A 21,163-nucleotide genomic window follows, 5' to 3' on the forward strand; every position below is an offset into this window, starting at 1 on the left:
TCCTCGTTATTCTGCGGCCTCAAGGCCGTCATGTCCCAAAATGGGCAGTTGCATCTCGAATACCGCGCCGCCATTCTGGCCGTTGCGCGCAGTCAGCCGTCCGCCATGGTCGTTCACGATCCCGGACGAGATGGCAAGACCCAAGCCGACCCCATCTCCGGGCCGCTTGGTGGTGTAGAACGGCTCGAACAGGTTCTCGATATCCTCGATCCCGTGGCCATTGTCGCGCACCGCCAGCACGGCGGTCTCGCCTGCGGCCAGAATGATCTCGACCTCTGGCTCTGCAACAGATTTGGTGGCGTCGAGCGCGTTTCGCAACAGGTTGACCATAACCTGTTCGATCCTCATCCGATCTCCCATCACGATCACAGGCTCTTCGGGAAGAATCTGGGTGATCTTGACCTGCCTCTGGCGCAGCTGCGGTTCCATCATTGACAGGGATGAGGCCAACGCCTCCCCAAGATTTACGGGTGAAAACGCGTCCGCGCCCTTACGGGCATAAGACTTGAGCTGCCGCGTGATCGCGCCCATCCGCTCGATCAGACCGTCGATCCGACCAAAGCTGGCCAGCGCCTCTTCGGGGCGGTTTCGGCGCAGCAACAGCCGCGCGCCCGCCAGATAGGTCTTCATCGCCGCCAACGGCTGGTTCAACTCGTGACTGACGGCCGCCGACATCTCGCCCAGGGCTGCCAACTTCGAGCTTTGCGCCAGCGTCTGTTCCGCCACTTCCAGCGTCTTTTCAACCCGTTCGCGTTCGGCGATTTCGCGCTGCAGCCTTGCGTTCAATGCGCGAAGCTCCGCCGACTCGCGTTGGAACAGCGCCATGCGGAACGTGGCCCTGCGGCTCAGTGCATAGAAGGTCAGCGCCAGGAGAATCGCAAACCCCATGATCTCGAGCGCCAGCACGCTGTTCACCTTTTCGCGGATCGAGGAATAGGTCGTGAACGAGGTCATCTTCCAGCCGCGGAACGGGATGCGGGTCTCCATCCGCATTACGGCCTCACCCGCAACGTAGGCGTCCGGCGGCAAGGCCGTCCAATCGGTAGTCGCCCGAATTGCGCGCTGGATGGCACCCTGCGGATGCTGCCGCAACAACGCCTCTGTCTCGTTCAGGCCGCGCCACTGGGGTTCGGTGGACAGAATGATCGTTCCGGTGCTGTCGGTCACCATGACCGCGTCCGAGATCCCGGCCCAGGCGTTTTCGAACTTGCGCAGATCAACCTCGACCACGATCACGCCCAGAATTTCCGACCCGGCCTCGATCCTGCGGGAGTAGAGAAAGCCATAACTACCGGTCTCGCGCGCAATCTCCGAAAAGATCGTTGCGTTCGACCTGACGGCATTCACGAAATACGGGTCACTTCGATGGGACTCGCCCAGTCGATTGCGGTCTGTTGCGGCAACGACCCGACCATCCCGATCCAGCAGCATCAGCGATGCTGCGCCGATTTCCTCAACAAAGGACAAAAGCCGCTGAGTAGACAGGGAAAAATCGGCTGACTGCAAGGCAGAAATCAAGGTCGGGTCCCGGGCCAGCAATTGTGGAACGATGGCGTTTCGACGCAATTCGCTCAGCAGGTTGCCGGAATAAAGGGCCAGACGCAGTTCAGCCCTGTTACGGGTCGATTCCGTGAACCGATTTGTCAGCAGGCTGTTGGTGACCCAGACCGTTGCCGCAGCAGCAACCAGCAACACGAACACGGCCAGCCGCAAGCGCCACCCCAAAGGGGCACCGCGGCCAAATAGATTTGTCCAGCCTGATTGCGCGTCGGAACTCATGCACCGAAGCTACGCTTCCGCGCCCACGACCTCAAGTCACGCAGGTGTAAGCACACCCGACAATGCGCGGAAGAGCGCCACTCCGTCGGTGCCGCCATGCGCCTCGTCCGCCGCCCGCTCGGGGTGGGGCATCATGCCCAGCACGCGCCGGTTGTGCGACAAGATCCCTGCAATATCCCCGCGCGAGCCGTTGGGGTTGTCGGTATAGCTGAAGGCGATCCGATCCTCGTCCCGCAGGCGGGCAATGGTTTCGTCATCAGCGAAGTAGTTGCCATCGTGATGTGCGATCGGAATCTGAATCACGTCTCCGGCGTTGTAGCCCTGAGTAAAGGCGCTGTCGCTGGTCGCAACCTTCAGCCCGACGGTTCGACAGATGTATTTCAAGCCGGCATTGCGCAGCAGCGCGCCCGGCAGAATGCCGGTCTCGGTCAGGATCTGGAACCCGTTACAGATGCCGATGGCATAGCCGCCCCGTTCGGTGTGTTCGACCACCGCCTTGCAGATCGGGGACTGCGCAGCAATCGCACCGCAGCGCAGGTAATCGCCGTAGGAAAACCCGCCCGGCACGCCCACGATGTCCACGCCCTGCGGCAATTGGGCATCCTTGTGCCAGACCATGTCGACCTGAAATCCGGCCTGCTCAAAGGCGACGGCAAGATCCCGGTCACAGTTGGACCCCGGAAAAACGACAACCGCTGCGCGCATGGGAAACCCTCCTTGGGGATGACGGTCAGAGAACTCAGACCAGTTCGATCTCGTAACGCTCGATGACCGTGTTGGCCAACAGCTTTTCGCACATTTCGGCAACATCGGCCTCGGTTGCGCCATCGGCCAGTTCCAGGTCAATCACCTTGCCCTGCCGCACGCCCTGCACCTTGTCGAACCCCAGTGCGCCCAATGCGTGGCGCACAGCCTCGCCTTGCGGGTCCAGAACCCCGTTCTTGAGCATTACGTGCACCCGTGCCTTCATCGTTGCAACTCCACCTGTGGCCCGCCGCGCCGGGGCCTGTTCCGTTGCGCGGGGGATAGCGCGACTGACCGCGCAGAACAAGCCTTTGTGATGCGGTCGAATGACCGCAGGCGGTTCATCTTGCGGAAATCAATTGACCACGCTGCCGGTCAGGCCGGGATAATGTGCATCAACCGCGTTGAAGATGCCGGTCAGAACCATCTCGACGGCCACGGCAACCAGCAGGATCGCCATGATCCGGGTCAGCACGTTGATCATCGTCTCACCCACAAGACGCGAGATGCTGTCGGCAAACAACAGGCCGAGCCCGACGATGAAACAGGCGATCAGGATCGCCGAGCCAAGGGTCACCAGTTCGGCCCCATCGGACAGTTGATGCGAGAACACGATCGTCACGGCAATCGTCCCCGGGCCGATTGTCAACGGGATCGCCAGCGGAACAACGGCAAAGTTCAATTTGCGCACGTGACCATCGACCACCGCGGCCTGATCGCCCGGCGCTCTGTCTTGCGCGTTCAGCATCGACATGCCGATCCCGAAAATAATCAGCCCGCCAGCCACGCGAAACGATGGAACGTCGATCCCGAAGACAGCCAACACCTCTTCGCCGATTGCAACTGAGATCAGCGCGATCACCGTCACCGAGGCCATCACGATCATGGCTACCCTGCGCCGTTCGGCAGGTGTGCAGTCGCGCGTCATGCTCAGGAAGATCGGGATGTTGTAGAGCGGGTTGAATATGGCCAGCACGGCCGCCAGAAATTTCAGGAAAACCGCTTGATCGAACAACGCGCTCATTCAGTGTGCCACCTTGGTTAGCGGACCGGGTTGGTCGGTCAACCCGAAGATGCGTGACGGGGGCCTGACGTGTCAAACCCGCAATGAAAAATGCGCCGCTCCGAATAGGAGCAGCGCATCCTTGTTAGGCCCTGCCAGTCGGCGCGATCAGTTGATCAGGGTGGGCTTGCTCACGTTGCTTTTCGGCAGAACGCCCAGCCGGCGGGCGACCTCGGAATAGGCATCGGTCAAGCTGCCCAGATCGCGACGGAATACGTCCTTGTCCAGTTTCTGACCGGTCTCGACATCCCATAGTCGGCAGCTGTCCGGGCTGATCTCATCAGCGATGATCAGGCGCTGGAAGTCACCTTCGTAGACGCGCCCAATCTCGATCTTGAAGTCGACCAGACGAATACCCACGGCCAGCATCACGCCGCTCATGAAGTCGTTCACCCGCAGCGCCAGGCTGAGGACGTCGTCCATATCCTGCTGGCTGGCCCAGCCAAAGGCGGCGATGTGCTCTTCGGTCACAAGCGGATCACCCAGCGAGTCGTCCTTGTAGCAGTATTCCACGATCGGACGCGGCAGCTGCGTACCCTCGGCGATGCCCAGCCGTTTCGACAGCGACCCGGCGGCATAGTTGCGGACGATCACCTCCAGCGGGATGATCTCGCAGCTGCGGACCAGCTGTTCGCGCATATTCAGGCGGCGGATGAAATGGGTCGGCACGCCAATCTGATTCAGACCCGTCATGAAGAATTCGCTCAGGCGGTTGTTCAGAACACCCTTGCCGTCGATCACGTCTTTCTTTTCCGCGTTGAACGCGGTGGCGTCATCTTTGAAATACTGCACGATCGTGCCCGGTTCCGGGCCTTCGTACAGGATCTTGGCCTTGCCTTCGTAAATCTTCTTGCGACGCGCCATGTGCGACCTTTCCAGGCTGGGGCGAGGGAATGAGTCCCATCGCGTTGGCGCTCTCATAGTGCAAGCCCCCCTTTCCCGCAAGTTCATGCATCCGAGAGGCTTTGACGCAGCGCAAATACCTTGCACCCAGCATCGCGTATGGTCATATCATCAGGAAACACACTTTTACTTGAAGAGGCCCAAAACCCATGACCACGTTCGACGAACGCGAAAACGCCTTTGAAGCAAAATTCGCCCATGACGAAGAAATGCAGTTCAAGGCACAAGCCCGTTGCAACAAGCTGCTGGGCCTGTGGGCTGCGGAAAAAATGGGCAAAAGCGGCGACGAGGCCGCCGAGTATGCAAAATCCGTCGTGATCGCCGATTTCGAAGAGGCCGGCCACGAAGACGTGGTGCGCAAAGTCGCCGCCGATCTGGGCGATCTGTCCAGCCCCGAGGAAATCCGCGCCAAGATGGCGGAACTGCTGCCCGACGCCAAAGCTCAGGTGATGAGCGAAGCCAACTGAGGCATGCCGCCCACCTCATGATCTTCATGAGTATTATGAATTTGATTTGACGTCCCGGTCATGCGACACGGGGCGTCTAAATTTTTGGCCCTTGGGGCCACAACTCCGGACATCTCCAATGACCAACGCGCTGACCAGACTGCTGGAAACGAAGGACGCCATTCTTGCCGACGGCGCCACCGGAACGAACCTGTTCAACATGGGGCTGCAATCGGGTGACGCGCCCGAGCTGTGGAACACCGACCAGCCCGACAAGATCCGCGCCCTGTATCGGGGGTCGGTGGATGCGGGCAGTGACCTGTTCCTGACCAATACATTCGGGGGAACGGCTGCACGTCTGAAGCTGCACGACGCCCACACCCGCGTGGCCGAGTTGAACCGCATTGGCGCCGAACTGGCACGCGAGGTGGCGGATGCCGCCGGGCGCCCGGTGGTGGTTGCCGGGTCGGTCGGCCCGACCGGGGAAATCCTGGAACCCGTGGGCAGCCTTACCCATGCCGAGGCAGTCGAGATGTTCCACGAACAGGCCGAGGCGCTGAAAGAAGGCGGCGTCGACGTGCTGTGGCTGGAGACGATCAGCGCACCCGAGGAGTTCCGCGCCGCGGCCGAGGCCTTTGCCCTGGCCGACATGCCCTGGTGCGGCACCATGAGCTTTGACACCGCCGGGCGCACCATGATGGGCGTGACCTCGGCCGACCTGGCGCAGTTGGTCGAAACCCTGCCCAACCCGCCGATCGCCTTTGGCGCCAACTGCGGCACCGGCGCATCCGACATCCTGCGCACGGTTCTGGGTTTTGTGGCTCAGGGAACCGAACGCCCCCTGATCTCCAAGGGCAATGCTGGCATTCCGAAATATGTCGATGGCCACATCCACTACGACGGTACACCCGAGCTCATGGGGCGCTACGCAGCCATGGCGCGAGATTCAGGTGCGACCATCATCGGCGGTTGCTGCGGTACGATGCCAGCGCACCTGCGTGAGATGCGCAAGGCACTGGACACTGAACCCCGTGGCGCCCGTCCCTCGCTCGAGCAAATCACCGCGATATTGGGGCCTTTCTCGTCGGCCAGTGACGGAACCGGGGACGAGGCGATGCCCGAACGGCGCGCGCGCCGCCGCCGCCGGGCCTAATCCTCAGCGCCCCTCGAACCGGGGCGCGCGTTTCTCCAGAAATGCCACCACGCCTTCGGCGAAGTCACGGGTGCGCCCACATTCTCCCTGCAGGTGCGCCTCGGTCGCCAGTTGTTGCGGCAATGTGTTTTCGTAGGTGCCTCGCATCGCCTTTTTGATCGCGGCAAAGCCCGCAGTCGGTCCTTTGGCCAGGTACTCGGCGCGCTTGCGCCAATGCGCGGCGAATTCATCGTCGGCAACCGCCTCGTAGATCATGCCCCATTGGTCGGCCTGACGCGCAGAAATCTTGTCGGCGAACAGGGCCGCACCCATCGCTTTGGCCAGACCCATCTGGCGCGGCATGAACCAAGTTCCGCCGGCGTCCGGCAAAAGACCGATCCGAGCAAAGGCTTGCAGGAAATAGGCGCTTTCGGTCGCAATGACCACATCGGCACACAGGGCCAGGTTGGCCCCTGCCCCCGCCGCGGGACCGTTCACGGCCGCGATCGTCGGCACCGGACAATCATGAACGGCTTCCAGCATCGGTTCATATTCATCGCGCAGCGCGCGCTCCAGATCGATCTTGCCGGTGCTGGACGCATCGCCCAGATCCTGGCCGGAGCAAAACGCCGGGCCTGCGCCCGTCAGAACGATTGCGCGCGCGTCATGAGCGGCTTTTTTCATCGCATGGGTAATCTCGGCGCGCATTTTCGTCGTAAGCGCGTTCATCTTGTTCGGCCGGTTCAGCGTGACCACAGCCAGACCGTCCGTGATGTCCAAAAGCACCGTTTCGTATTCCATGAAGTCCTCACATGCGCAGAATTTCCCGAACCCTGACGCAAATGCCGCGCAAGGGAAAGGCAAACCGCACGTCAGTCTTCAAGAATCCGGCGCAGGCGCTCTTTCTCGTCGTCACTCAATCCGTCTACGGCGGAGGTCTCCTCAACCCGCGCACGACCGCGCAGGAAGTTCCACCCCAGACCCGCCGCAATCAACAGCATGGCCGGCCCTGCCAGCCACAACAGCAGGTTCGCCCCCGTGGTCGTGGGTTTGAGTAGCACGTATTCTCCGTAGCGGTCGACAATATAGGCAACCGCTTCTTCATCGGTGTCGCCCGCGACCAGCCGTTCGCGCAGCAGAATTCGCAGGTCACGGGCCAGTTCCGCGTTGCTTTCGTCGATGCTTTCGTTTCGACAGACCAGACAACGCAGGCCCGTACTGATGTCTCGCGCTCGGGCTTCGAGCGCCGGATCGTCCAGGACTTCATCCGGCTGGACCGCCATCAGCGGCGATGCCAGCAACAACAACAAAACGATCAGACGTTTCATTCCGCCGGTACCCCGCCTGCCGGGGCCTTGCGCGCGCCTGCGGCCACTCGGAAGCGGCGGTCAGACAAGCTGAACAATCCGCCCAGAGCCATCAGAATGCAGCCTCCCCAAATCCAATTCGCAAGAGGTTTGATGTAAGTACGCATGACCCAGCCGCCATCGTCCTGCTGATCCCCGATGACCACGTAGACATCACGCAGAAAACGGTAGTCAATCGCGGCTTCTGTCGTGGGCATGGCGGCCACCGGATAGGTACGTTTTTCCGGGTTCAGCGTAGCTATCTCTCGACCATCTTTTTGAACCTGCACGTCGGCCATGGTGGAGAAATAGTTCGGCCCCTCAACCTCGCGCACACCGTCCAAAGTGAACGAGAAACCGCCCACGTCGAAGGTCTCGCCGATACGTGCAACACGGATGTCCTCGACCTCCCAGGCGGTCAGGCCGGCAATCGCAAAGATCGTGACCCCCAGACCGGTATGGGCGATCGCCTTGCCCCAATCCGCACCCGGCAGACGCATCAGACGCCGGAAACCGCCGGTGCGGCCTGTGCGGCTCCACAGATCGACCGCGGCGCCGAAGGTGATCCATGCGCCAAGGAACAAACCAACCGGGCCAAGCGCGCTGCGGCCCGTCTGCAGCACCCAAACCAGTATGGCCAGCGAAACGGCCAGAACAAACGCATAGCGCAGCTGCCATGCGACGCGGCCCAGCCTGCCGCGCTTCCACGGCAGCATCGAGCCCAGCGGCAATGCGATGCCCAGCACTACCATGAACGGCGTAAAGGCCGCGTTGAAGAACGGTGCCCCGACCGAAAGCTTTCGGTCGAACATCATTTCGGCCACCATCGGCCACAGGGTCCCGAAGAACACGACAAAACTGCTGACAGCCAGCAGGATATTGTTCAGCACCAATGCGCTTTCACGGCTGACCATTCCGAACAGCCCCTTGGCCTCCATCGCCTGGGCCCTGGCGGCGAACAGGATCAACGCGCCGCCAATGAACGCCACCAGAATGAACAGGATGAACACACCGCGCTCAGGGTCGTTTGCAAATGCGTGAACCGACGTCAGAAGGCCCGAGCGCACGATAAACGTGCCGATCAGAGAAAAGCCGAACGCAATGATCGCCAGCAGAATGGTCCAGCTTTTCAAGGCTTCGCGCTTTTCGACCACAATGGCCGAGTGCAATAGGGCGGCGGCCAGAAGCCACGGCATGAAAGACGCGTTTTCCACCGGATCCCAGAACCAGAATCCGCCCCAACCCAATTCGTAATAGGCCCACCACGACCCCAAAGCGATGCCGATGGTCAGGAATATCCAGGCTGCCAGTGTCCACGGTCGAACCCACCGACCCCACGCCGCGTCCACCCGCCCCTCGATCAGGGCTGCGACGGCAAAACTGAATGCCATGCTCAGGCCCACATATCCAAGGTACAAAAACGGCGGATGGAATGCCAAACCGGGATCCTGCAGCAAGGGGTTCAGATCGCGGCCGTCAAACGGCGCCACGGGAAGCCGGTCAAACGGGTTCGACGTAAACAGGATGAAGGCGTAGAACGCCACCCCGATTGCGGCCTGCATCGCCAAGACACGGGCCTTGAGCGTGGGTGGCAAACCCTGGCCGAAAAGCGCAGCCGTTGCGCCAAAAAGCGCCACGATCAGTACCCACAACAGCATCGAACCTTCGTGGTTTCCCCAGGTTCCGCTGATCTTATACAGCATCGGTTTCAGGGAATGGCTGTTTTCCACCACGATCCGCAGCGAGAAATCCGAGGTCGCAAAGGCCCACACCAGCGCAGTGAAGGCAAATCCTGTCAGCAGACACTGCGCAATAGCCGCGGGCTCGGAGAACAGCATCCATGACGGCCAGCGTTTTGCAGCGCCGATCAATGGCACGACTGTCTGAACTATGGCCACCATGAAGGCCAGGATGAGGGCGAAATGTCCAAGCTCGGTAATCATGGGCACGGGTATAATCCCGCGCCCGGGCAAGCGCCAATCACTTTCGCCGCAATCAGGCGCACATAGTGTCGCGGGTCAAGCGCGCTGTAGACGCCGCCAGTCCTCCAGCGCCGGGTTTTCGTCTGGGATGATCACCTCTGCCGTCAGTTCCGCATCCGGTCCCGGATCGGCGGCTCCCGGACTGTCCGCTCGCATCTCGTGAAGAGCCCGCAAGTTGGCCATGACCTGTGGCGCCCGCATCATCGTGACTGAGATATCACGCTGAAGGTCCTGAACCTTCGCTTGGTGCCGCGCTCCGAAATAGAACGACACGATGACGCCCAGTAGCCACCACAGCGGCTCGGGCACCAGCGCAATTCCCTGCATCCGCGCCGCAAACCAAAGTGGGTCGACCATCGCGGCCACGAACAAACCCAATGTCCCCAGCGCCAATGCAGGCCTTGGCAACCGATTCAAACCGTCCATGAAACGGTCAAACCCGCCTTTGCGAGGAACCTCGAATTCCGCGCCGAACTGGTTCATCGCCTGTCCACGCAGCGCAACAACGCGTTCCGCACCGGCCTCCGAGTTCTCGCGAAACACCTCTGCAGTTTCGCGCACCACGTTGCGCCCACCCCCGAACAGAAGATCAAAAACACCTGCGATCAGTCCCATGCGGCTATCCTTTGCTGAAACTCGGCCATGCTCAGGTGATAGGGCGGAGATAGAAACTCCTCGGCCCGGCGGATCCAACCCCCTTTCCCACCGTTGCGGCTGCGCACGTATTTGCGCAAGGCCGGACGTCGGTCAGCCAGCCGGAAATAGTAGTTCCTTCGTGCCACCCCATACGCGTCGCGCAACACCACCGGATCGGGTTTTGCGGCCTGTTCGCATGCCCCAGCCGTTCGCGGCCCCAGAACGCCATCCACGACGAGCGAAAATCCCATCTGCACCAAAAGACGCTGCAGGATGCGCACCGCCTGTCCGCCCGCATTCACGTACATATCGAACAGCGTCGGCTGCAGCGCGTCGGGTACCCGTGCCAGACCGGGCTTTTGAAAGTAATGCGCGATGAAAATCGGGACAGCCTGATCCCGGCCAAGCGCCATCACGTCGCGACGATCGACCGTGCCGTCACGCGTCAGGTCAAGGCCCAACCGTCGCATTGTGTGGATTGTGACACCGTATTTCGTGGCCCCTCCCGGGTCATCCGGATCATCGACGAAGCCGCCCTCGCGGGCTACGATCTCGTTGGCAATCTGCTGAACCGACTGCATGCTGCACCTCTGTGTTCCATTGCGGCATACGGTCCGGTGAAATCCTTAAGTCCATGAAATGAAAAAGGGCGCTGCACGACCAGATCACGCAACGCCCTTCAATACTCATTCAGCCAGCCTACTGATGACTGTACAATGTCAGCTGTCTGCCGGCTCTTCGTAGACGCCCTGCTCCTTCAAGGCATCAATGACCTCTTTCGGCATATAGGTCTCGTCGTGTTTTGCCAGAATTTCAGTGGCTTGGAACACACCATCAACGTAGCTTCCGGTGCCGACCATCCCCTGACCCTCGGAGAACAGATCAGGCAAGACACCGGTGAAGGCCACCTTCACGCTCTCACCTCCGTCGGTGACGGTGAACCGTACGGTTTCACCCTGCCCGCGTACGATCGAGCCTTCTTCGACCAAGCCACCGATGCGAAACACCTCGTTCGGCGCCGGCGGTTCGGCGATCACCTGGGTGGGCGAGCGGAAATAGTTGATCCCGTCTCGCATGGCATAGCCGATCAGGCCCGTCGCCAGGGCCAAAGCCACAAAAGCCAACAAAATGATCTGTACACGACGACGTTTCTTCAGCGTCTTCATCTTGCCCTCATGGGAACAGTGGGGCCATCATAAGCCCCGTCGTTTCGGGTTCACCTAACATCAGGTTTGCGTTCTGCAAGGCCTGCCCACTGCTACCTTTTGTCAGGTTATCCAGCGCCGCTATCACGATGGCACGCCGTTCGATCCTGTCAGCAACGACGCCGATATGGCAGAAGTTCGACCCGCGTACATGGTGGGTCGAAGGCGTCTCGCCGAAAGGCAGCATGTGGATGAAGGGCTCGTCTGCATAGGCTGCACACAGCGTTTCATAAACGCTCTGCGGATCACCCTTCACATATGAGGTCGCCAGAATGCCCCGGTTCGCGGGGATCAGGTGTGGCGTAAACTGGATGTGAACCGCGCGGCCCGCCAGTTTCGAGAACTCCTGATCGAACTCGCCCAGATGCCTGTGGGTACCACCGACGGCATAAGCGTTGGTGCCCTCGCTCAGTTCGGCGTGCAGAAGGTTCTCTTTCAGCGCACGCCCCGCTCCTGAGACGGCGCACTTCAGATCAAGAATGATGTCATCCAGGTCGATAACACCGGCCGGAATCAACGGCCGCAGCACATACTGCCCCGTGGCAGCATTGCACCCGGTGCCAGCCACTAGCCGCGCAGCGCGGATGTCCTCACGGTAGAACTCGGTCAGGCCGTAGACGGCCTCATCCTGATGCGTGAGTGCGGCATGCGGATTGCCATACCATTTCTCGTATTCGTCGGGGTCGGCCAGCCGGAAATCCGCCGACAAATCAACGATTTTGAGGTCGGAGGGCAAATCCCGGATGACCTCCTGACTGGTCTTGTGCGGCAGCGCGCAAAAGCACAGATCGATCTGGCCAAAGTCGATCTGCTCGATCTTGCACAGACGCGGAAAATCCAGATGGCGCAGATGCGGAAACACCTCGGCCATGGTCTGCCCGGCCTTGCGCTCGGCCGCCAGGGCGGTGATTTCCATGTTCGGGTGCTCAGCGATCAGCCGCACCAACTCGGCACCGGTATAGCCCGAAGCGCCCAGGATTGCGATTTTGTGGGTCATGTCAGACCTCGTAGATTTATGTGACACGTCTGGCACCCGCCGACATGACAGGTACCGAATAAATTCATGACAGGGGCCGGTCCTTGACCTAAGTCAGGCGGCCTTGAAGGTGATCTGTCGTCGGAGGAATTGCGTTGCCCGGTCACTGACCTTCTGCGGATTGCCTGTGGTCAGGTAACCCGCCTCACCCCCGCCCAGCATATCCGGATGCCGCTGGAGATAATCCGCAAGGCTTTCGGCCACCAGGTCGCCCTGGCTGAAGACTTGGACGTCCGGGCCCAACGCCGCCTGAAAGGCTTCGGCCATCAAGGGGTAATGGGTGCAGCCCAAGATCGCAGCCTGCGGGTGCGGCATCTTGCGCTTCAACGCGTCCACATGGCTCCGCACAAGGGCTTCGGCCAGGATCATGTCACCATCCTCGATAGCATCGACCACGCCACCGCAGGCCTGCGCCTCAACATCGACGCCGATAGCGCGGAACGCCAGTTCACGCTGGAACGCGCGGCTGGCCACCGTCGCCGGTGTCGCGAAGAGGGCCACATGCTTGACCGCCACTTCGCGCGGGGGGCTGTTGTCGCCCCACTGACGCTCTGTCAGTGCCTCAATCAGCGGGACAAACACACCCAGAACGCGTTTGCTCTGGGGCACGCCCTCTTCCTGCATCCGCCGCAGCGCCGCAGCGCTGGCCGTGTTGCAGGCCAGAATCACCAGATCGCAGCCGCGCGACCACAGGTCCTGCACGGCGTTTCGGGTCAGGTTGTAGATATCCTCGGCGTCGCGCACGCCATAAGGCGCGTGCGCGCTGTCCGCGTAGTACAGGAAATCCACCTCCGGCAGACGTGTCTGCGCGGCGTTCAGGACGGTCAGCCCGCCCAATCCAGAATCAAAGATGCCTACTGCCATTTGCCCCTTCAGGCGCGATGCCGTTCCTCGAATTCATAGCCATAGTCATACGACTTCAGCGGCTTTGGAGACAGCTCATACGTGGCTTTGCGCAAGAAATCCATCATCTTGCGTGTATCGCCGGCCAATGGGTCCAGAACGTCGCGGCCGATGGGCTGCCCCACGACCACATCCACCGGGGTATCGACGCGCTTTTTGAACTCTTTGATCAGCAAACCCATGCGCAGCGTCACATGCAGATGGCTGGCGATCTGGAACAGGCGCGAGGTGTGGCCATCGAAGAACAAAGGCACCACGGTGGCGTTCGACTTGGCCACCATCCGCGCGGTGAAACCGCGCCAGCCCGGGTCCATCGGGTGCGCGAACGGCCGGGCCGCCGTGCTGACCGTACCGCCGGGAAAAATCCCGATTGCCCCACCCTGCCCCAGATAATCCAAGGCGGTTTTTCGGGTCTGCAGGTTCAGCCGCATCGCTTCTTTGGTCTGATCGAAGGAGATCGGCAGGATGATCCGGTTCAGATCCTCGGCCTTGTGGAACACATGGTTGGCCAGAATCCGGAAATCTCCACGGGTCTGGGACAGTACATGCCCCATCATCAGCCCATCAAGAATCCCGTAGGGGTGATTGGCGATCAGGATCAGCGGGCCGTCCTTGGGGATGTTTGACAGCGCCCCACCCACCACGTTCAGGCTCAGCCCGTAACGTTCGACCATGACCGACCAGAAATCGCGACCATTGGCGACCTCGCGCTCGTAGCCTTCGGCACGCCGGATCAAGCGCAGCCGACCGGTCGTGTTCTCCATAAGTTTGATAACCATGCGCCCACCCCGCGTCTCAGCAGAATGGGCGTAGGAAATGTCCCGAGCGACTTGGCGACGTGATTTCATCACGGGTCTCCGGCGTGGCCGTCATCGGACGGCGCGGACGGGAACCCTACCGCGCCTCCATGACACCGATATGACGTTACTCGGCCGCGGCCCGCGTCTCGGTCCCTCCTTGCCGGATTACGGCCAGAAGTTCCTCGCGCCGCTTGGCGGCCTTGGCTTCGTTGGCGGCCAATACCGGACCGAAACCGCGGATGTCCAGCGGCAACCGCGCCAGCGCGACAATCGCATCGCGGGTGTTGTCATCCAGCTTGGGCAGGACCTCTTTCATGTCCTTCTCGTATTGACGGATCAAGGCCCGCTCCATCCGGCGCTCGGCGGTATAGCCGAAGATGTCCAGCGGAGTGCCGCGCAGTCCCTTCAGCTTTGCCAGAACCTTCATCGGCCCCAGAAGCCATTCGCCGAACTGCCGTTTGCGCGGACGCCCGTCCGGCCCTTTGCCCCCCAGGATCGGCGGAGCCAGGTGGAAGGTCATCTTGATGTCGCCGTCAAATTCGGCGGCGGCCTTGTCGCGGCTATCCAGCAGCAGGCGGGCCACTTCGTATTCATCCTTGTAGGACAACAGCTTGTGATACCCACGCGCGACGGCATCCCGGACCCTCGGGTCTTCGATCGACTCGACCAGCTTGAGATAGCGTTTTGACAATCGTTTACCCTGATAGGCCACCAGATGATCGGCGCGGAAGGCGATGGCCTGCTCGGGCGTCTTGGGCAACTCGGTCACCGAGGGGGGCACGATGCGCGCCACCTCATCGGGGTGCAAAACCGCCCAGCGGCCGACCTCGAAAGCGCGCTTGTTGCGCGCGACCGCGGCGCCGTTCAGCTCGATCGCGGTCATGATCGCCTCGTGGCTGACCGGCAGCAGACCGCGCTGCCACGCCGCCCCGAACACCATCATGTTGGAATAGATCGAATCGCCCATCACCGCGCGTGCCAACTCGGTCGCGTCGAACAGGGCAAGTCCGTCCTTCAGCCGCGCCTCGAGCGCCAGTTCCAGCCGGTCGCCCGGAATGTGGAACTCGGTGTTGCGGGTGAAATCGCCGGTGATGATCTCGTGGCTGTTGACCACCGCGCCGGTCTGACCAGTGCGCGTCAGACCCAGCGTCTTGGCCCCGGCCGACACCACGAGGTCGCCGCCGATCAGCGCATGCGCCTCGCCTGTAGCCACGCGGATGGCGCTGATGTCCTCGGGCTTGTTGGCCAGGCGACAGTGGATATGCACCGCGCCCCCCTTCTGCGCCAACCCGGCCATTTCCATCATGCCCGCGCCTTTGCCGTCGATCTGCGCGGCCTGCGCCAGAACCGCCCCGATGGTCACGACGCCGGTTCCGCCGACGCCCGTGATGACCACGTTATGCGTGCCCTCGATCCGCGGCAGAACCGGCTGCGGCAGATGCGGGATGTCGATCTCGGTGGTGGCCTCCTTGCGGATCTTGGCGCCTTCCAGCGTGACGAAGGACGGGCAGAACCCGTTGAGGCACGAGAAATCCTTGTTGCAGCTGGACTGGTCGATCGCCCGCTTGCGTCCCAGCTCGGTTTCCTTGGGCACGATCGAGACACAGTTCGACTGCACCCCGCAATCGCCGCAGCCTTCGCAGATGTCCGAGTTGATGAACACCCGCTTGTCCGGGTCCGGGAAGGTACCGCGCTTGCGGCGGCGGCGTTTCTCGGCGGCGCAGGTCTGGATGTAGACGATGACCGACACGCCCTCGATCTCACGGAACTTGTTCTGAACCGCCATCAGCTCGGCCCGTTCGTGGGTTTCCACGTCGCCAGGCAGCGCCTTGAAGTTCACGTCTTCCTTTTCGTCATAGACGACGGCCACATGCTGGACGCCCATGGCCTTGACCTCACGCACGATGCGCTCGGCGGTCAGATGGCCCTCGTTCTCCTGCCCGCCGGTCATGGCGACCGCGTCGTTGAACAGGATCTTGAAGGTGATGTTGGTTTCGGCCGCCAGCGCCGCCCGGATCGCCTGAACGCCCGAGTGGTTGTAGGTGCCATCGCCCAGGTTCTGGAACACGTGTTTCGTGGTCGAGAACGGCGCCTCACCGATCCAGTTGGCACCTTCGCCGCCCATCTGGGTAAAGCCGGTGGTCTCGCGATCCATCCACTGCACCATGTAGTGACAGCCGATGCCGGCATAGGCCCGGCTGCCCTCCGGCACTTTGGTGGAGGTGTTGTGCGGGCAGCCCGAGCAGAAATAGGGCAGCCGCGTCGCGATCTCTTGCGCGTTGTCATTGCGCCGCGCTTCCTGCAGGCTGGCCAGCCCTGCGCGGATTCCGTCGGTTTCGCGGCCTTCCTCGATGAGGATCTCGCCCAGCTTTTCGGCGATCATGATCGGATCAAGCGCGCCACGGGTCGGGAACAGCTCTTCGCGGTGCAGCGTGCCTGCCCCGCCCTTGTACCAGCCGTACACGCGACGTCCGCGACGGTCGTCAAAGATCGCTTCTTTGACCTGCACCTCGATCAGCTTGCGCTTTTCTTCGACGATGATGATCAGGTCCAGCCCCTCGGCCCAGTCATGGAACCCCTTCATGTCCAGCGGGAAGGTCTGGCCGATCTTGTAGGTGGTGATGCCCAGCCGTTCGGCCTCGGCCTCATCGATGTTCAGCAGCGACATGGCATGCACCAGGTCCAGCCAGTTCTTGCCCGCCGCGGCAATGCCGATCTTGGCGCCGGGCTTGCCCCAGACCCGCCGGTCCATCCGGTTGGCGTGCGAGAACACCTCGGCCGCGAACCGCTTGTAGTCGATGATCCTCGCCTCCTGCAGGTGCGGCGTGTCGCCCAGCCGAATGTTCAGCCCGCCCTCGGGCATGTCGAATTCCGGCGTCACCAGCTGCATCCGATCGGGCCGGCCATCCACGACCGAGGTCACCTCGATCGTGTCCTTCATCGTCTTGAGCCCGACCCAGACCCCGGCAAACCGGCTGAGGGCAAAGCCGTAGATTCCATAGTCGAGGATTTCCTGCACTCCGGCCGGGCTGACCACGGGCATGTACATGTCGACCAGCGACCATTCCGATTGGTGCAGCACGGTCGAGCTTTCGCCCGTGTGATCGTCGCCCATCGCCATCAGCACGCCGCCATGCTTGGCGCTGCCGGCCATGTTGGCGTGGCGCATCACGTCACCGGACCGGTCCACGCCCGGCCCCTTGCCGTACCACAGGCCAAAAACGCCGTCATATTTTCCATCGCCGCGCAAACCCGCCTGCTGGCTGCCCCACAGGGCTGTGGCGGCCAGGTCCTCGTTCAGACCGTATTGAAAGGTCACATCGCACTCGGCCAATTGCTTTTCGGCGCGTGACATTTGAAGATCGACCGCACCCAGCGGAGACCCCCGGTATCCGGTGACCAAACCGGCAGTATTGAGACCCGCGGCGGCATCGCGGGCTTTCTGCATCATCATCAGACGAACAAGCGCCTGCGTGCCATTCAAAAGCACCGGGCTTTTGGTCAGATCGAAACGGTCGTTGAGCGAAATCTTTGGCTGACTCATCAGACGCCTCCCCACGTCGGAATAGTGTGCTGCATTTGACGTCATTTTAGGTCATAATTTCTGACCTGTATACAAAATTCCCCCTGTTCTGTAACGATTTCCCCGTTTGAATATGGAATTTGTTACCTCTTTCATATAGGGCTGCCAAAGGATAACGAAAGTTGCGACGATGAATTGGGACAAGCTCAGAATATTTCACGCGGTAGCTGACGCCGGCAGCCTGACGCATGCCGGAGACAAGCTGAATCTGTCCCAATCCGCCGTCAGCCGTCAGGTTCGTGCGCTTGAGGAATCGCTGGGCGCCACACTGTTCCACCGCCACGCCCGTGGTCTGATTCTAACGGAACAGGGCGAGCTTCTGTTCGATGCAACAACGGCCATGTCCAAGCGTCTGGACGCAGCCGCGGCGCGAATCCGAGACAGCGAGGATGAGGTCTTTGGAGTCCTGCGGGTCACCACGACTTTTGGCTTCGGGACCCTGTGGCTGGCGCCGCGCCTGCCCAAGCTGTATGAGCAGTATCCGGACCTGAATATTGACCTGATGCTCGAAGAACGTGTGCTGGATCTTCCGATGCGCGAAGCAGATGTCGCGATCCGGATGAAGGAACCCAGTCAGGCCGATCTTGTCCGCAAGCGACTGATGACCGTTCGAATGATGTTGTATGCGACCAAGACCTACTTGGATTCGCACGGAGGCGCGCCTCAGACGCTGGAGGACATTTCGAAACACCGCCTGATCTGTCAGACCCCCGCCGCACCCCAGGTTGGCGTTGGCGCTTCGATGGTCAGTCACCTGATGACCTACGAACCCAGCTCACTGCTGACGGTGAACAACTACTTCGGTGTTCTTCAGGGTGTTCTGAATGACCTGGGAATTGGCGTCCTGCCCGACTACGTGACCGAGGATTTCCCCGACCTGGTCCCGATCCTGTCCGACATCGAGACGGCGAATGTGCCGGTATATTTGGCCTATCCGGAAGAACTGAGGCACTCAAAACGGGTCGCAGCGTTCCGTGATTTCGTTCAGGATGAAATCATTGCGCATCGCAAACAGCTGAAACATCTGGGAAAACTGTAGCTATGCGCCCTCAGCATAGCGGACATGCCCTCAATGCGCCCAAAAAACCTTGATCGTTCACAGAGTGACCCCTAAATGAGCACTCGAAGGCGATGATGCTGAAACGCTCATCATCTTCATACCTCCCTGTTGGACTACGGCCGAGCTTAGTGCTCGGCCTTTTTTTTTGGCCTGCACCCGCGCGCTCGGTGCCAAATCGTTTGGAATTATTTTGCCAACGGGCCTATGATCGCGAAAAACCATAATATTTCGTGTTCGAGGACAAAGTTTATGACCAGCCTACTCCGCCTGTTTTTGATGGCGTTGGTATCCGTCACGTTCCTGGCCCGGCCAAGCATGGCCCAGAGCACCAGCGAACCCACAACCAGCCATGTGACCATCCCCGAAGATCTGACCCCCGAACAGGTCGACGATCTGGTGGCGAGAATGTCTGACGATCAGGTCCGGGCCATTCTGCTGGAACGGCTTGATGCGGTCGCGGCGAAACAGGCCGAAACGCAGACTTCCCGTAAGGGGCTGCTGCAAACGATCTCATCCTCGGCGGGCGACATGGCTGCGTCTTGGCTGGATGTCATCCGCAAGGTTCCGCTGCTGGTTTCGGCGCAGGTCGAAGCGTTCAGCAATTTCGGAAACAAGTTTGGCGCAAGCGGTCTGGCAACCCTGTTCGGATTCACCTTCCTGGCGCTGGCAATCGGGTACGCCGCAGAAACGGCGGTTGGCCTTTGGACCCGCCGGTGGATCAAGGTCGTCGATGGCGATGCCTCGACCAACCTAAAAGGCGCCGTTGTCTTTCTGTTCAAGCGCTTCTGCGTCGAGTTTCTGGGGCTGCTTGTCTTTTATTACACGCTGGTCTTCGTCGGGCGTCGATTGCTGGACGAACAACAGATTGCCCAGGCGGCACCGTTCGTATTCTTCCTGATCTGGTTCCCCCGCCTCGGAGCCGCGATTTCCCGTTTCATTCTGGCTCCGAAGCAGAGCAATCTGCGACTGGTCAATGTGAATGACAAATGGGCAAAATACCTGCATCGGAACCTGATCGGCCTGTTCCTGCTGATCGGGTTCACCCTGTTCATCCTTGATTTCAATGCAATGAATGGCGTGATGCCGGGTGAATCGCGCCTTGGTTTCTGGCTGAACACCGCCATCCACATCTATGTCGGCGTCATTGCATGGACGGCCCGCAACGGCTTGACCGACATGATGCGTGGTTCCGATCCGGATCGTACGCATTTCGACGAAGAAGTCGCCCGCTACTATCCGTATTTCGCGATCGCCGTGTCGGCGGGTACCTGGCTTTTGGTCGAATTCCTCGCAGCTCAGCGTAATCCGGCCGTGTTTGCCCTTCTGGCCGAAGGCGCGCATTTCGTCACGATGTTCTGGCTGTTGATCGCACCGGCACTCGACACGCTGATCCGAGGGCTGACCCGGCACCTGCTGCCGCCGATGATGGGCGATGGCCCGATCGCGGAACGTGCCTACAAATCGACCAAACGTAGCTACATCCGCATCGGACGCGTTCTGGCCGGTATTCTGGTCATTTTGATGATTGCGAATGCCTGGAATCTGGACCTGCAGGATATTGCGGGCGGGGACTCGGAAACCGGCAGCAAACTGGTTCAGTTCTTCATCATCATCGCAATCGGCTACATCCTGAACGAGGTCGTCTCGCTCTGGATCAACCGCCGGCTTGCCAAAGAGCAGACGGCTTCGGAGCAGAGCCCCGATGAGGAGGCCGGCGAAGGCGGTGGTGCCGGCGGCTCGCGACTGGCCACGGTTCTGCCGTTGCTGCGCGTGACAGCTCAGGTCGCGATCTCGGTGATCTTCGCCCTGCTGGCGCTGGGCGCGCTGGGCCTGGACATCACACCGCTTCTGGCTGGCGCCGGGATCCTGGGCCTGGCCATCGGCTTTGGCGCACAGAAACTGGTCTCGGACATCGTGGGCGGCATCTTCTTCCTGATCGACGATGCCTTCCGCGTGGGCGAATACGTCGATGTGGGCGGCACCACCGGCACGGTCGAGAAAATCTCGATCCGGTCCATGCAGTTGCGCCACCATCGCGGCCCGGTTCACACCATTCCCTATGGCGAGATCCAGAAGCTGACCAACTACAGCCGCGACTGGGTCATCATGAAGCTGAAATTCACCGTGCCCTTCGACACCGACCCGAACAAGGTCAAGAAGATCTTCAAGAAGATTGGTGCCGAGATGATGGAGGACCCGGTCCACAAGGATGGCTTCCTCCAGCCGTTCAAGTCGCAGGGCGTGTTCGATTTCGACGATGTCGGCATGATCATCCGCGGCAAGTTCATGGCCAAGCCCGGCAAGCAGTTCACCCTGCGCAAGGAGATCTTCAACCGGGTCAAGGCCGCGTTCAAGGAGAACGGGATCGACTTTGCCCGCCGCGAGGTGCGCGTTGCCATCCCCGGGTTGGAAGAGGCCGAAAACCTGAGCGAACAACAGAAAGCGGCGATCGGCGCGGCCGCGGCCGACGCCGTGAACAAGAAGGAAGAGCCGCCTCAATAAGGGCAACGGGACAGCGGCTCATGCGCTGCTGTCCCCATCAAAC

The 21,163-nt window shown here is 60.9% G+C and carries 19 protein-coding genes; 4 read left to right on the forward strand and 15 right to left on the reverse strand.

Features of this window, described 5'->3' with window-relative positions:
* Positions 1 to 6: 6 nt before the first annotated feature.
* The 5 genes from AC2FNZ_RS08260 to purC form a co-directional block, all read right to left on the reverse strand.
* The gene (locus AC2FNZ_RS08260) at positions 7 to 1,779 is read right to left on the reverse strand and encodes a sensor histidine kinase (RefSeq protein ID WP_093961983.1); all 1,773 of its coding nucleotides are present in this window, start codon (positions 1,777 to 1,779) and stop codon (positions 7 to 9) included.
* 36 nt (positions 1,780 to 1,815) lie between these two features.
* Positions 1,816 to 2,484 (reverse strand): phosphoribosylformylglycinamidine synthase subunit PurQ, encoded by a 669-nt coding sequence (purQ, locus tag AC2FNZ_RS08265; RefSeq protein WP_170339318.1) that lies wholly within the window; start codon positions 2,482 to 2,484, stop codon positions 1,816 to 1,818.
* A gap of 34 nt (positions 2,485 to 2,518) precedes the next feature.
* Positions 2,519 to 2,749 carry a phosphoribosylformylglycinamidine synthase subunit PurS gene (gene purS / locus AC2FNZ_RS08270; RefSeq protein WP_093961981.1) on the reverse strand — a complete coding sequence of 77 codons (231 nt, stop codon included), beginning with the start codon at positions 2,747 to 2,749 and terminating at the stop codon, positions 2,519 to 2,521.
* Between the two features lie 129 nt (positions 2,750 to 2,878).
* Entirely contained in the window at positions 2,879 to 3,547 is a 669-nt protein-coding gene (locus AC2FNZ_RS08275) for a MarC family protein (protein ID WP_496840169.1), read from the reverse strand.
* 147 nt (positions 3,548 to 3,694) lie between these two features.
* Complete coding sequence (purC, locus tag AC2FNZ_RS08280; RefSeq protein ID WP_496840170.1) at positions 3,695 to 4,450, reverse strand: phosphoribosylaminoimidazolesuccinocarboxamide synthase; 756 nt, start codon at positions 4,448 to 4,450, stop codon at positions 3,695 to 3,697.
* A gap of 188 nt (positions 4,451 to 4,638) precedes the next feature.
* Between purC and AC2FNZ_RS08285 the strand changes: the two genes are divergently transcribed.
* Positions 4,639 to 4,956 carry a DUF1476 domain-containing protein gene (locus AC2FNZ_RS08285; RefSeq protein ID WP_496840171.1) on the forward strand — a complete coding sequence of 106 codons (318 nt, stop codon included), beginning with the start codon at positions 4,639 to 4,641 and terminating at the stop codon, positions 4,954 to 4,956.
* Between the two features lie 118 nt (positions 4,957 to 5,074).
* Positions 5,075 to 6,088 (forward strand): betaine--homocysteine S-methyltransferase, encoded by a 1,014-nt coding sequence (gene bmt / locus AC2FNZ_RS08290; RefSeq protein WP_496840172.1) that lies wholly within the window; start codon positions 5,075 to 5,077, stop codon positions 6,086 to 6,088.
* A gap of 3 nt (positions 6,089 to 6,091) precedes the next feature.
* Here bmt and AC2FNZ_RS08295 read toward each other — a convergent pair whose 3' ends face one another.
* From AC2FNZ_RS08295 to AC2FNZ_RS08340, 10 genes are all read right to left on the reverse strand, one after another.
* Positions 6,092 to 6,868, reverse strand: a complete 777-nt coding sequence (locus AC2FNZ_RS08295; RefSeq protein WP_496840173.1) for an enoyl-CoA hydratase-related protein — start codon at positions 6,866 to 6,868, stop codon at positions 6,092 to 6,094.
* 71 nt (positions 6,869 to 6,939) lie between these two features.
* Positions 6,940 to 7,395, reverse strand: coding sequence for a cytochrome c-type biogenesis protein (locus tag AC2FNZ_RS08300; RefSeq protein ID WP_093961975.1), 456 nt, complete (start codon positions 7,393 to 7,395; stop codon positions 6,940 to 6,942).
* Positions 7,392 to 9,356, reverse strand: coding sequence for a heme lyase CcmF/NrfE family subunit (locus AC2FNZ_RS08305; RefSeq protein WP_496840209.1), 1,965 nt, complete (start codon positions 9,354 to 9,356; stop codon positions 7,392 to 7,394). Before AC2FNZ_RS08305 ends, AC2FNZ_RS08300 begins: the two co-directional genes overlap by 4 nt.
* A gap of 75 nt (positions 9,357 to 9,431) precedes the next feature.
* Positions 9,432 to 10,010, reverse strand: a complete 579-nt coding sequence (locus AC2FNZ_RS08310; protein ID WP_496840174.1) for a holin family protein — start codon at positions 10,008 to 10,010, stop codon at positions 9,432 to 9,434.
* The gene (locus AC2FNZ_RS08315) at positions 10,001 to 10,612 is read right to left on the reverse strand and encodes a holin-associated N-acetylmuramidase (protein WP_496840175.1); all 612 of its coding nucleotides are present in this window, start codon (positions 10,610 to 10,612) and stop codon (positions 10,001 to 10,003) included. Before AC2FNZ_RS08315 ends, AC2FNZ_RS08310 begins: the two co-directional genes overlap by 10 nt.
* A gap of 138 nt (positions 10,613 to 10,750) precedes the next feature.
* Positions 10,751 to 11,197, reverse strand: coding sequence for a cytochrome c maturation protein CcmE (gene ccmE, locus AC2FNZ_RS08320; protein WP_093961971.1), 447 nt, complete (start codon positions 11,195 to 11,197; stop codon positions 10,751 to 10,753).
* 7 nt (positions 11,198 to 11,204) lie between these two features.
* Positions 11,205 to 12,233, reverse strand: coding sequence for an N-acetyl-gamma-glutamyl-phosphate reductase (gene argC, locus AC2FNZ_RS08325; RefSeq protein WP_093961970.1), 1,029 nt, complete (start codon positions 12,231 to 12,233; stop codon positions 11,205 to 11,207).
* A gap of 93 nt (positions 12,234 to 12,326) precedes the next feature.
* Positions 12,327 to 13,136 carry a glutamate racemase gene (locus AC2FNZ_RS08330; RefSeq protein ID WP_093961969.1) on the reverse strand — a complete coding sequence of 270 codons (810 nt, stop codon included), beginning with the start codon at positions 13,134 to 13,136 and terminating at the stop codon, positions 12,327 to 12,329.
* 8 nt (positions 13,137 to 13,144) lie between these two features.
* Positions 13,145 to 14,023, reverse strand: coding sequence for a lysophospholipid acyltransferase family protein (locus AC2FNZ_RS08335; RefSeq protein WP_093961968.1), 879 nt, complete (start codon positions 14,021 to 14,023; stop codon positions 13,145 to 13,147).
* A gap of 76 nt (positions 14,024 to 14,099) precedes the next feature.
* Complete coding sequence (locus tag AC2FNZ_RS08340) at positions 14,100 to 17,519, reverse strand: indolepyruvate ferredoxin oxidoreductase family protein (RefSeq protein WP_496840176.1); 3,420 nt, start codon at positions 17,517 to 17,519, stop codon at positions 14,100 to 14,102.
* Between the two features lie 169 nt (positions 17,520 to 17,688).
* On the opposite strand from AC2FNZ_RS08340, the gene AC2FNZ_RS08345 reads away from it, so the two are divergent.
* Positions 17,689 to 18,597, forward strand: coding sequence for a LysR family transcriptional regulator (locus tag AC2FNZ_RS08345; RefSeq protein ID WP_093961966.1), 909 nt, complete (start codon positions 17,689 to 17,691; stop codon positions 18,595 to 18,597).
* 270 nt (positions 18,598 to 18,867) lie between these two features.
* On the forward strand, positions 18,868 to 21,120 hold the full coding sequence (locus AC2FNZ_RS08350; RefSeq protein ID WP_496840177.1) for a mechanosensitive ion channel domain-containing protein: 2,253 nt from the start codon (positions 18,868 to 18,870) through the stop codon (positions 21,118 to 21,120).
* Positions 21,121 to 21,163: the final 43 nt, after the last annotated feature.

Source organism: Ruegeria sp. SAZA006, assembly GCF_059613465.1.

Coding starts and splice junctions, on each gene's coding strand:
- AC2FNZ_RS08295 (WP_496840173.1), bottom strand. CDS start 6,868: ATGGAATACGAAACGGTGCTTTTGGACATCACGGACGGTCTGGCTGTG.
- AC2FNZ_RS08330 (WP_093961969.1), bottom strand. CDS start 13,136: ATGGCAGTAGGCATCTTTGATTCTGGATTGGGCGGGCTGACCGTCCTG.
- AC2FNZ_RS08340 (WP_496840176.1), bottom strand. CDS start 17,519: ATGAGTCAGCCAAAGATTTCGCTCAACGACCGTTTCGATCTGACCAAA.
- AC2FNZ_RS08350 (WP_496840177.1), top strand. CDS start 18,868: ATGACCAGCCTACTCCGCCTGTTTTTGATGGCGTTGGTATCCGTCACG.
- AC2FNZ_RS08300 (WP_093961975.1), bottom strand. CDS start 7,395: ATGAAACGTCTGATCGTTTTGTTGTTGTTGCTGGCATCGCCGCTGATG.
- AC2FNZ_RS08310 (WP_496840174.1), bottom strand. CDS start 10,010: ATGGGACTGATCGCAGGTGTTTTTGATCTTCTGTTCGGGGGTGGGCGC.
- purQ (WP_170339318.1), bottom strand. CDS start 2,484: ATGCGCGCAGCGGTTGTCGTTTTTCCGGGGTCCAACTGTGACCGGGAT.
- purS (WP_093961981.1), bottom strand. CDS start 2,749: ATGAAGGCACGGGTGCACGTAATGCTCAAGAACGGGGTTCTGGACCCG.
- AC2FNZ_RS08275 (WP_496840169.1), bottom strand. CDS start 3,547: ATGAGCGCGTTGTTCGATCAAGCGGTTTTCCTGAAATTTCTGGCGGCC.
- AC2FNZ_RS08315 (WP_496840175.1), bottom strand. CDS start 10,612: ATGCAGTCGGTTCAGCAGATTGCCAACGAGATCGTAGCCCGCGAGGGC.
- AC2FNZ_RS08305 (WP_496840209.1), bottom strand. CDS start 9,356: ATGATTACCGAGCTTGGACATTTCGCCCTCATCCTGGCCTTCATGGTG.
- AC2FNZ_RS08260 (WP_093961983.1), bottom strand. CDS start 1,779: ATGAGTTCCGACGCGCAATCAGGCTGGACAAATCTATTTGGCCGCGGT.
- AC2FNZ_RS08335 (WP_093961968.1), bottom strand. CDS start 14,023: ATGAAATCACGTCGCCAAGTCGCTCGGGACATTTCCTACGCCCATTCT.
- AC2FNZ_RS08345 (WP_093961966.1), top strand. CDS start 17,689: ATGAATTGGGACAAGCTCAGAATATTTCACGCGGTAGCTGACGCCGGC.
- AC2FNZ_RS08285 (WP_496840171.1), top strand. CDS start 4,639: ATGACCACGTTCGACGAACGCGAAAACGCCTTTGAAGCAAAATTCGCC.
- bmt (WP_496840172.1), top strand. CDS start 5,075: ATGACCAACGCGCTGACCAGACTGCTGGAAACGAAGGACGCCATTCTT.
- argC (WP_093961970.1), bottom strand. CDS start 12,233: ATGACCCACAAAATCGCAATCCTGGGCGCTTCGGGCTATACCGGTGCC.
- ccmE (WP_093961971.1), bottom strand. CDS start 11,197: ATGAAGACGCTGAAGAAACGTCGTCGTGTACAGATCATTTTGTTGGCT.
- purC (WP_496840170.1), bottom strand. CDS start 4,450: ATGGCGCGTCGCAAGAAGATTTACGAAGGCAAGGCCAAGATCCTGTAC.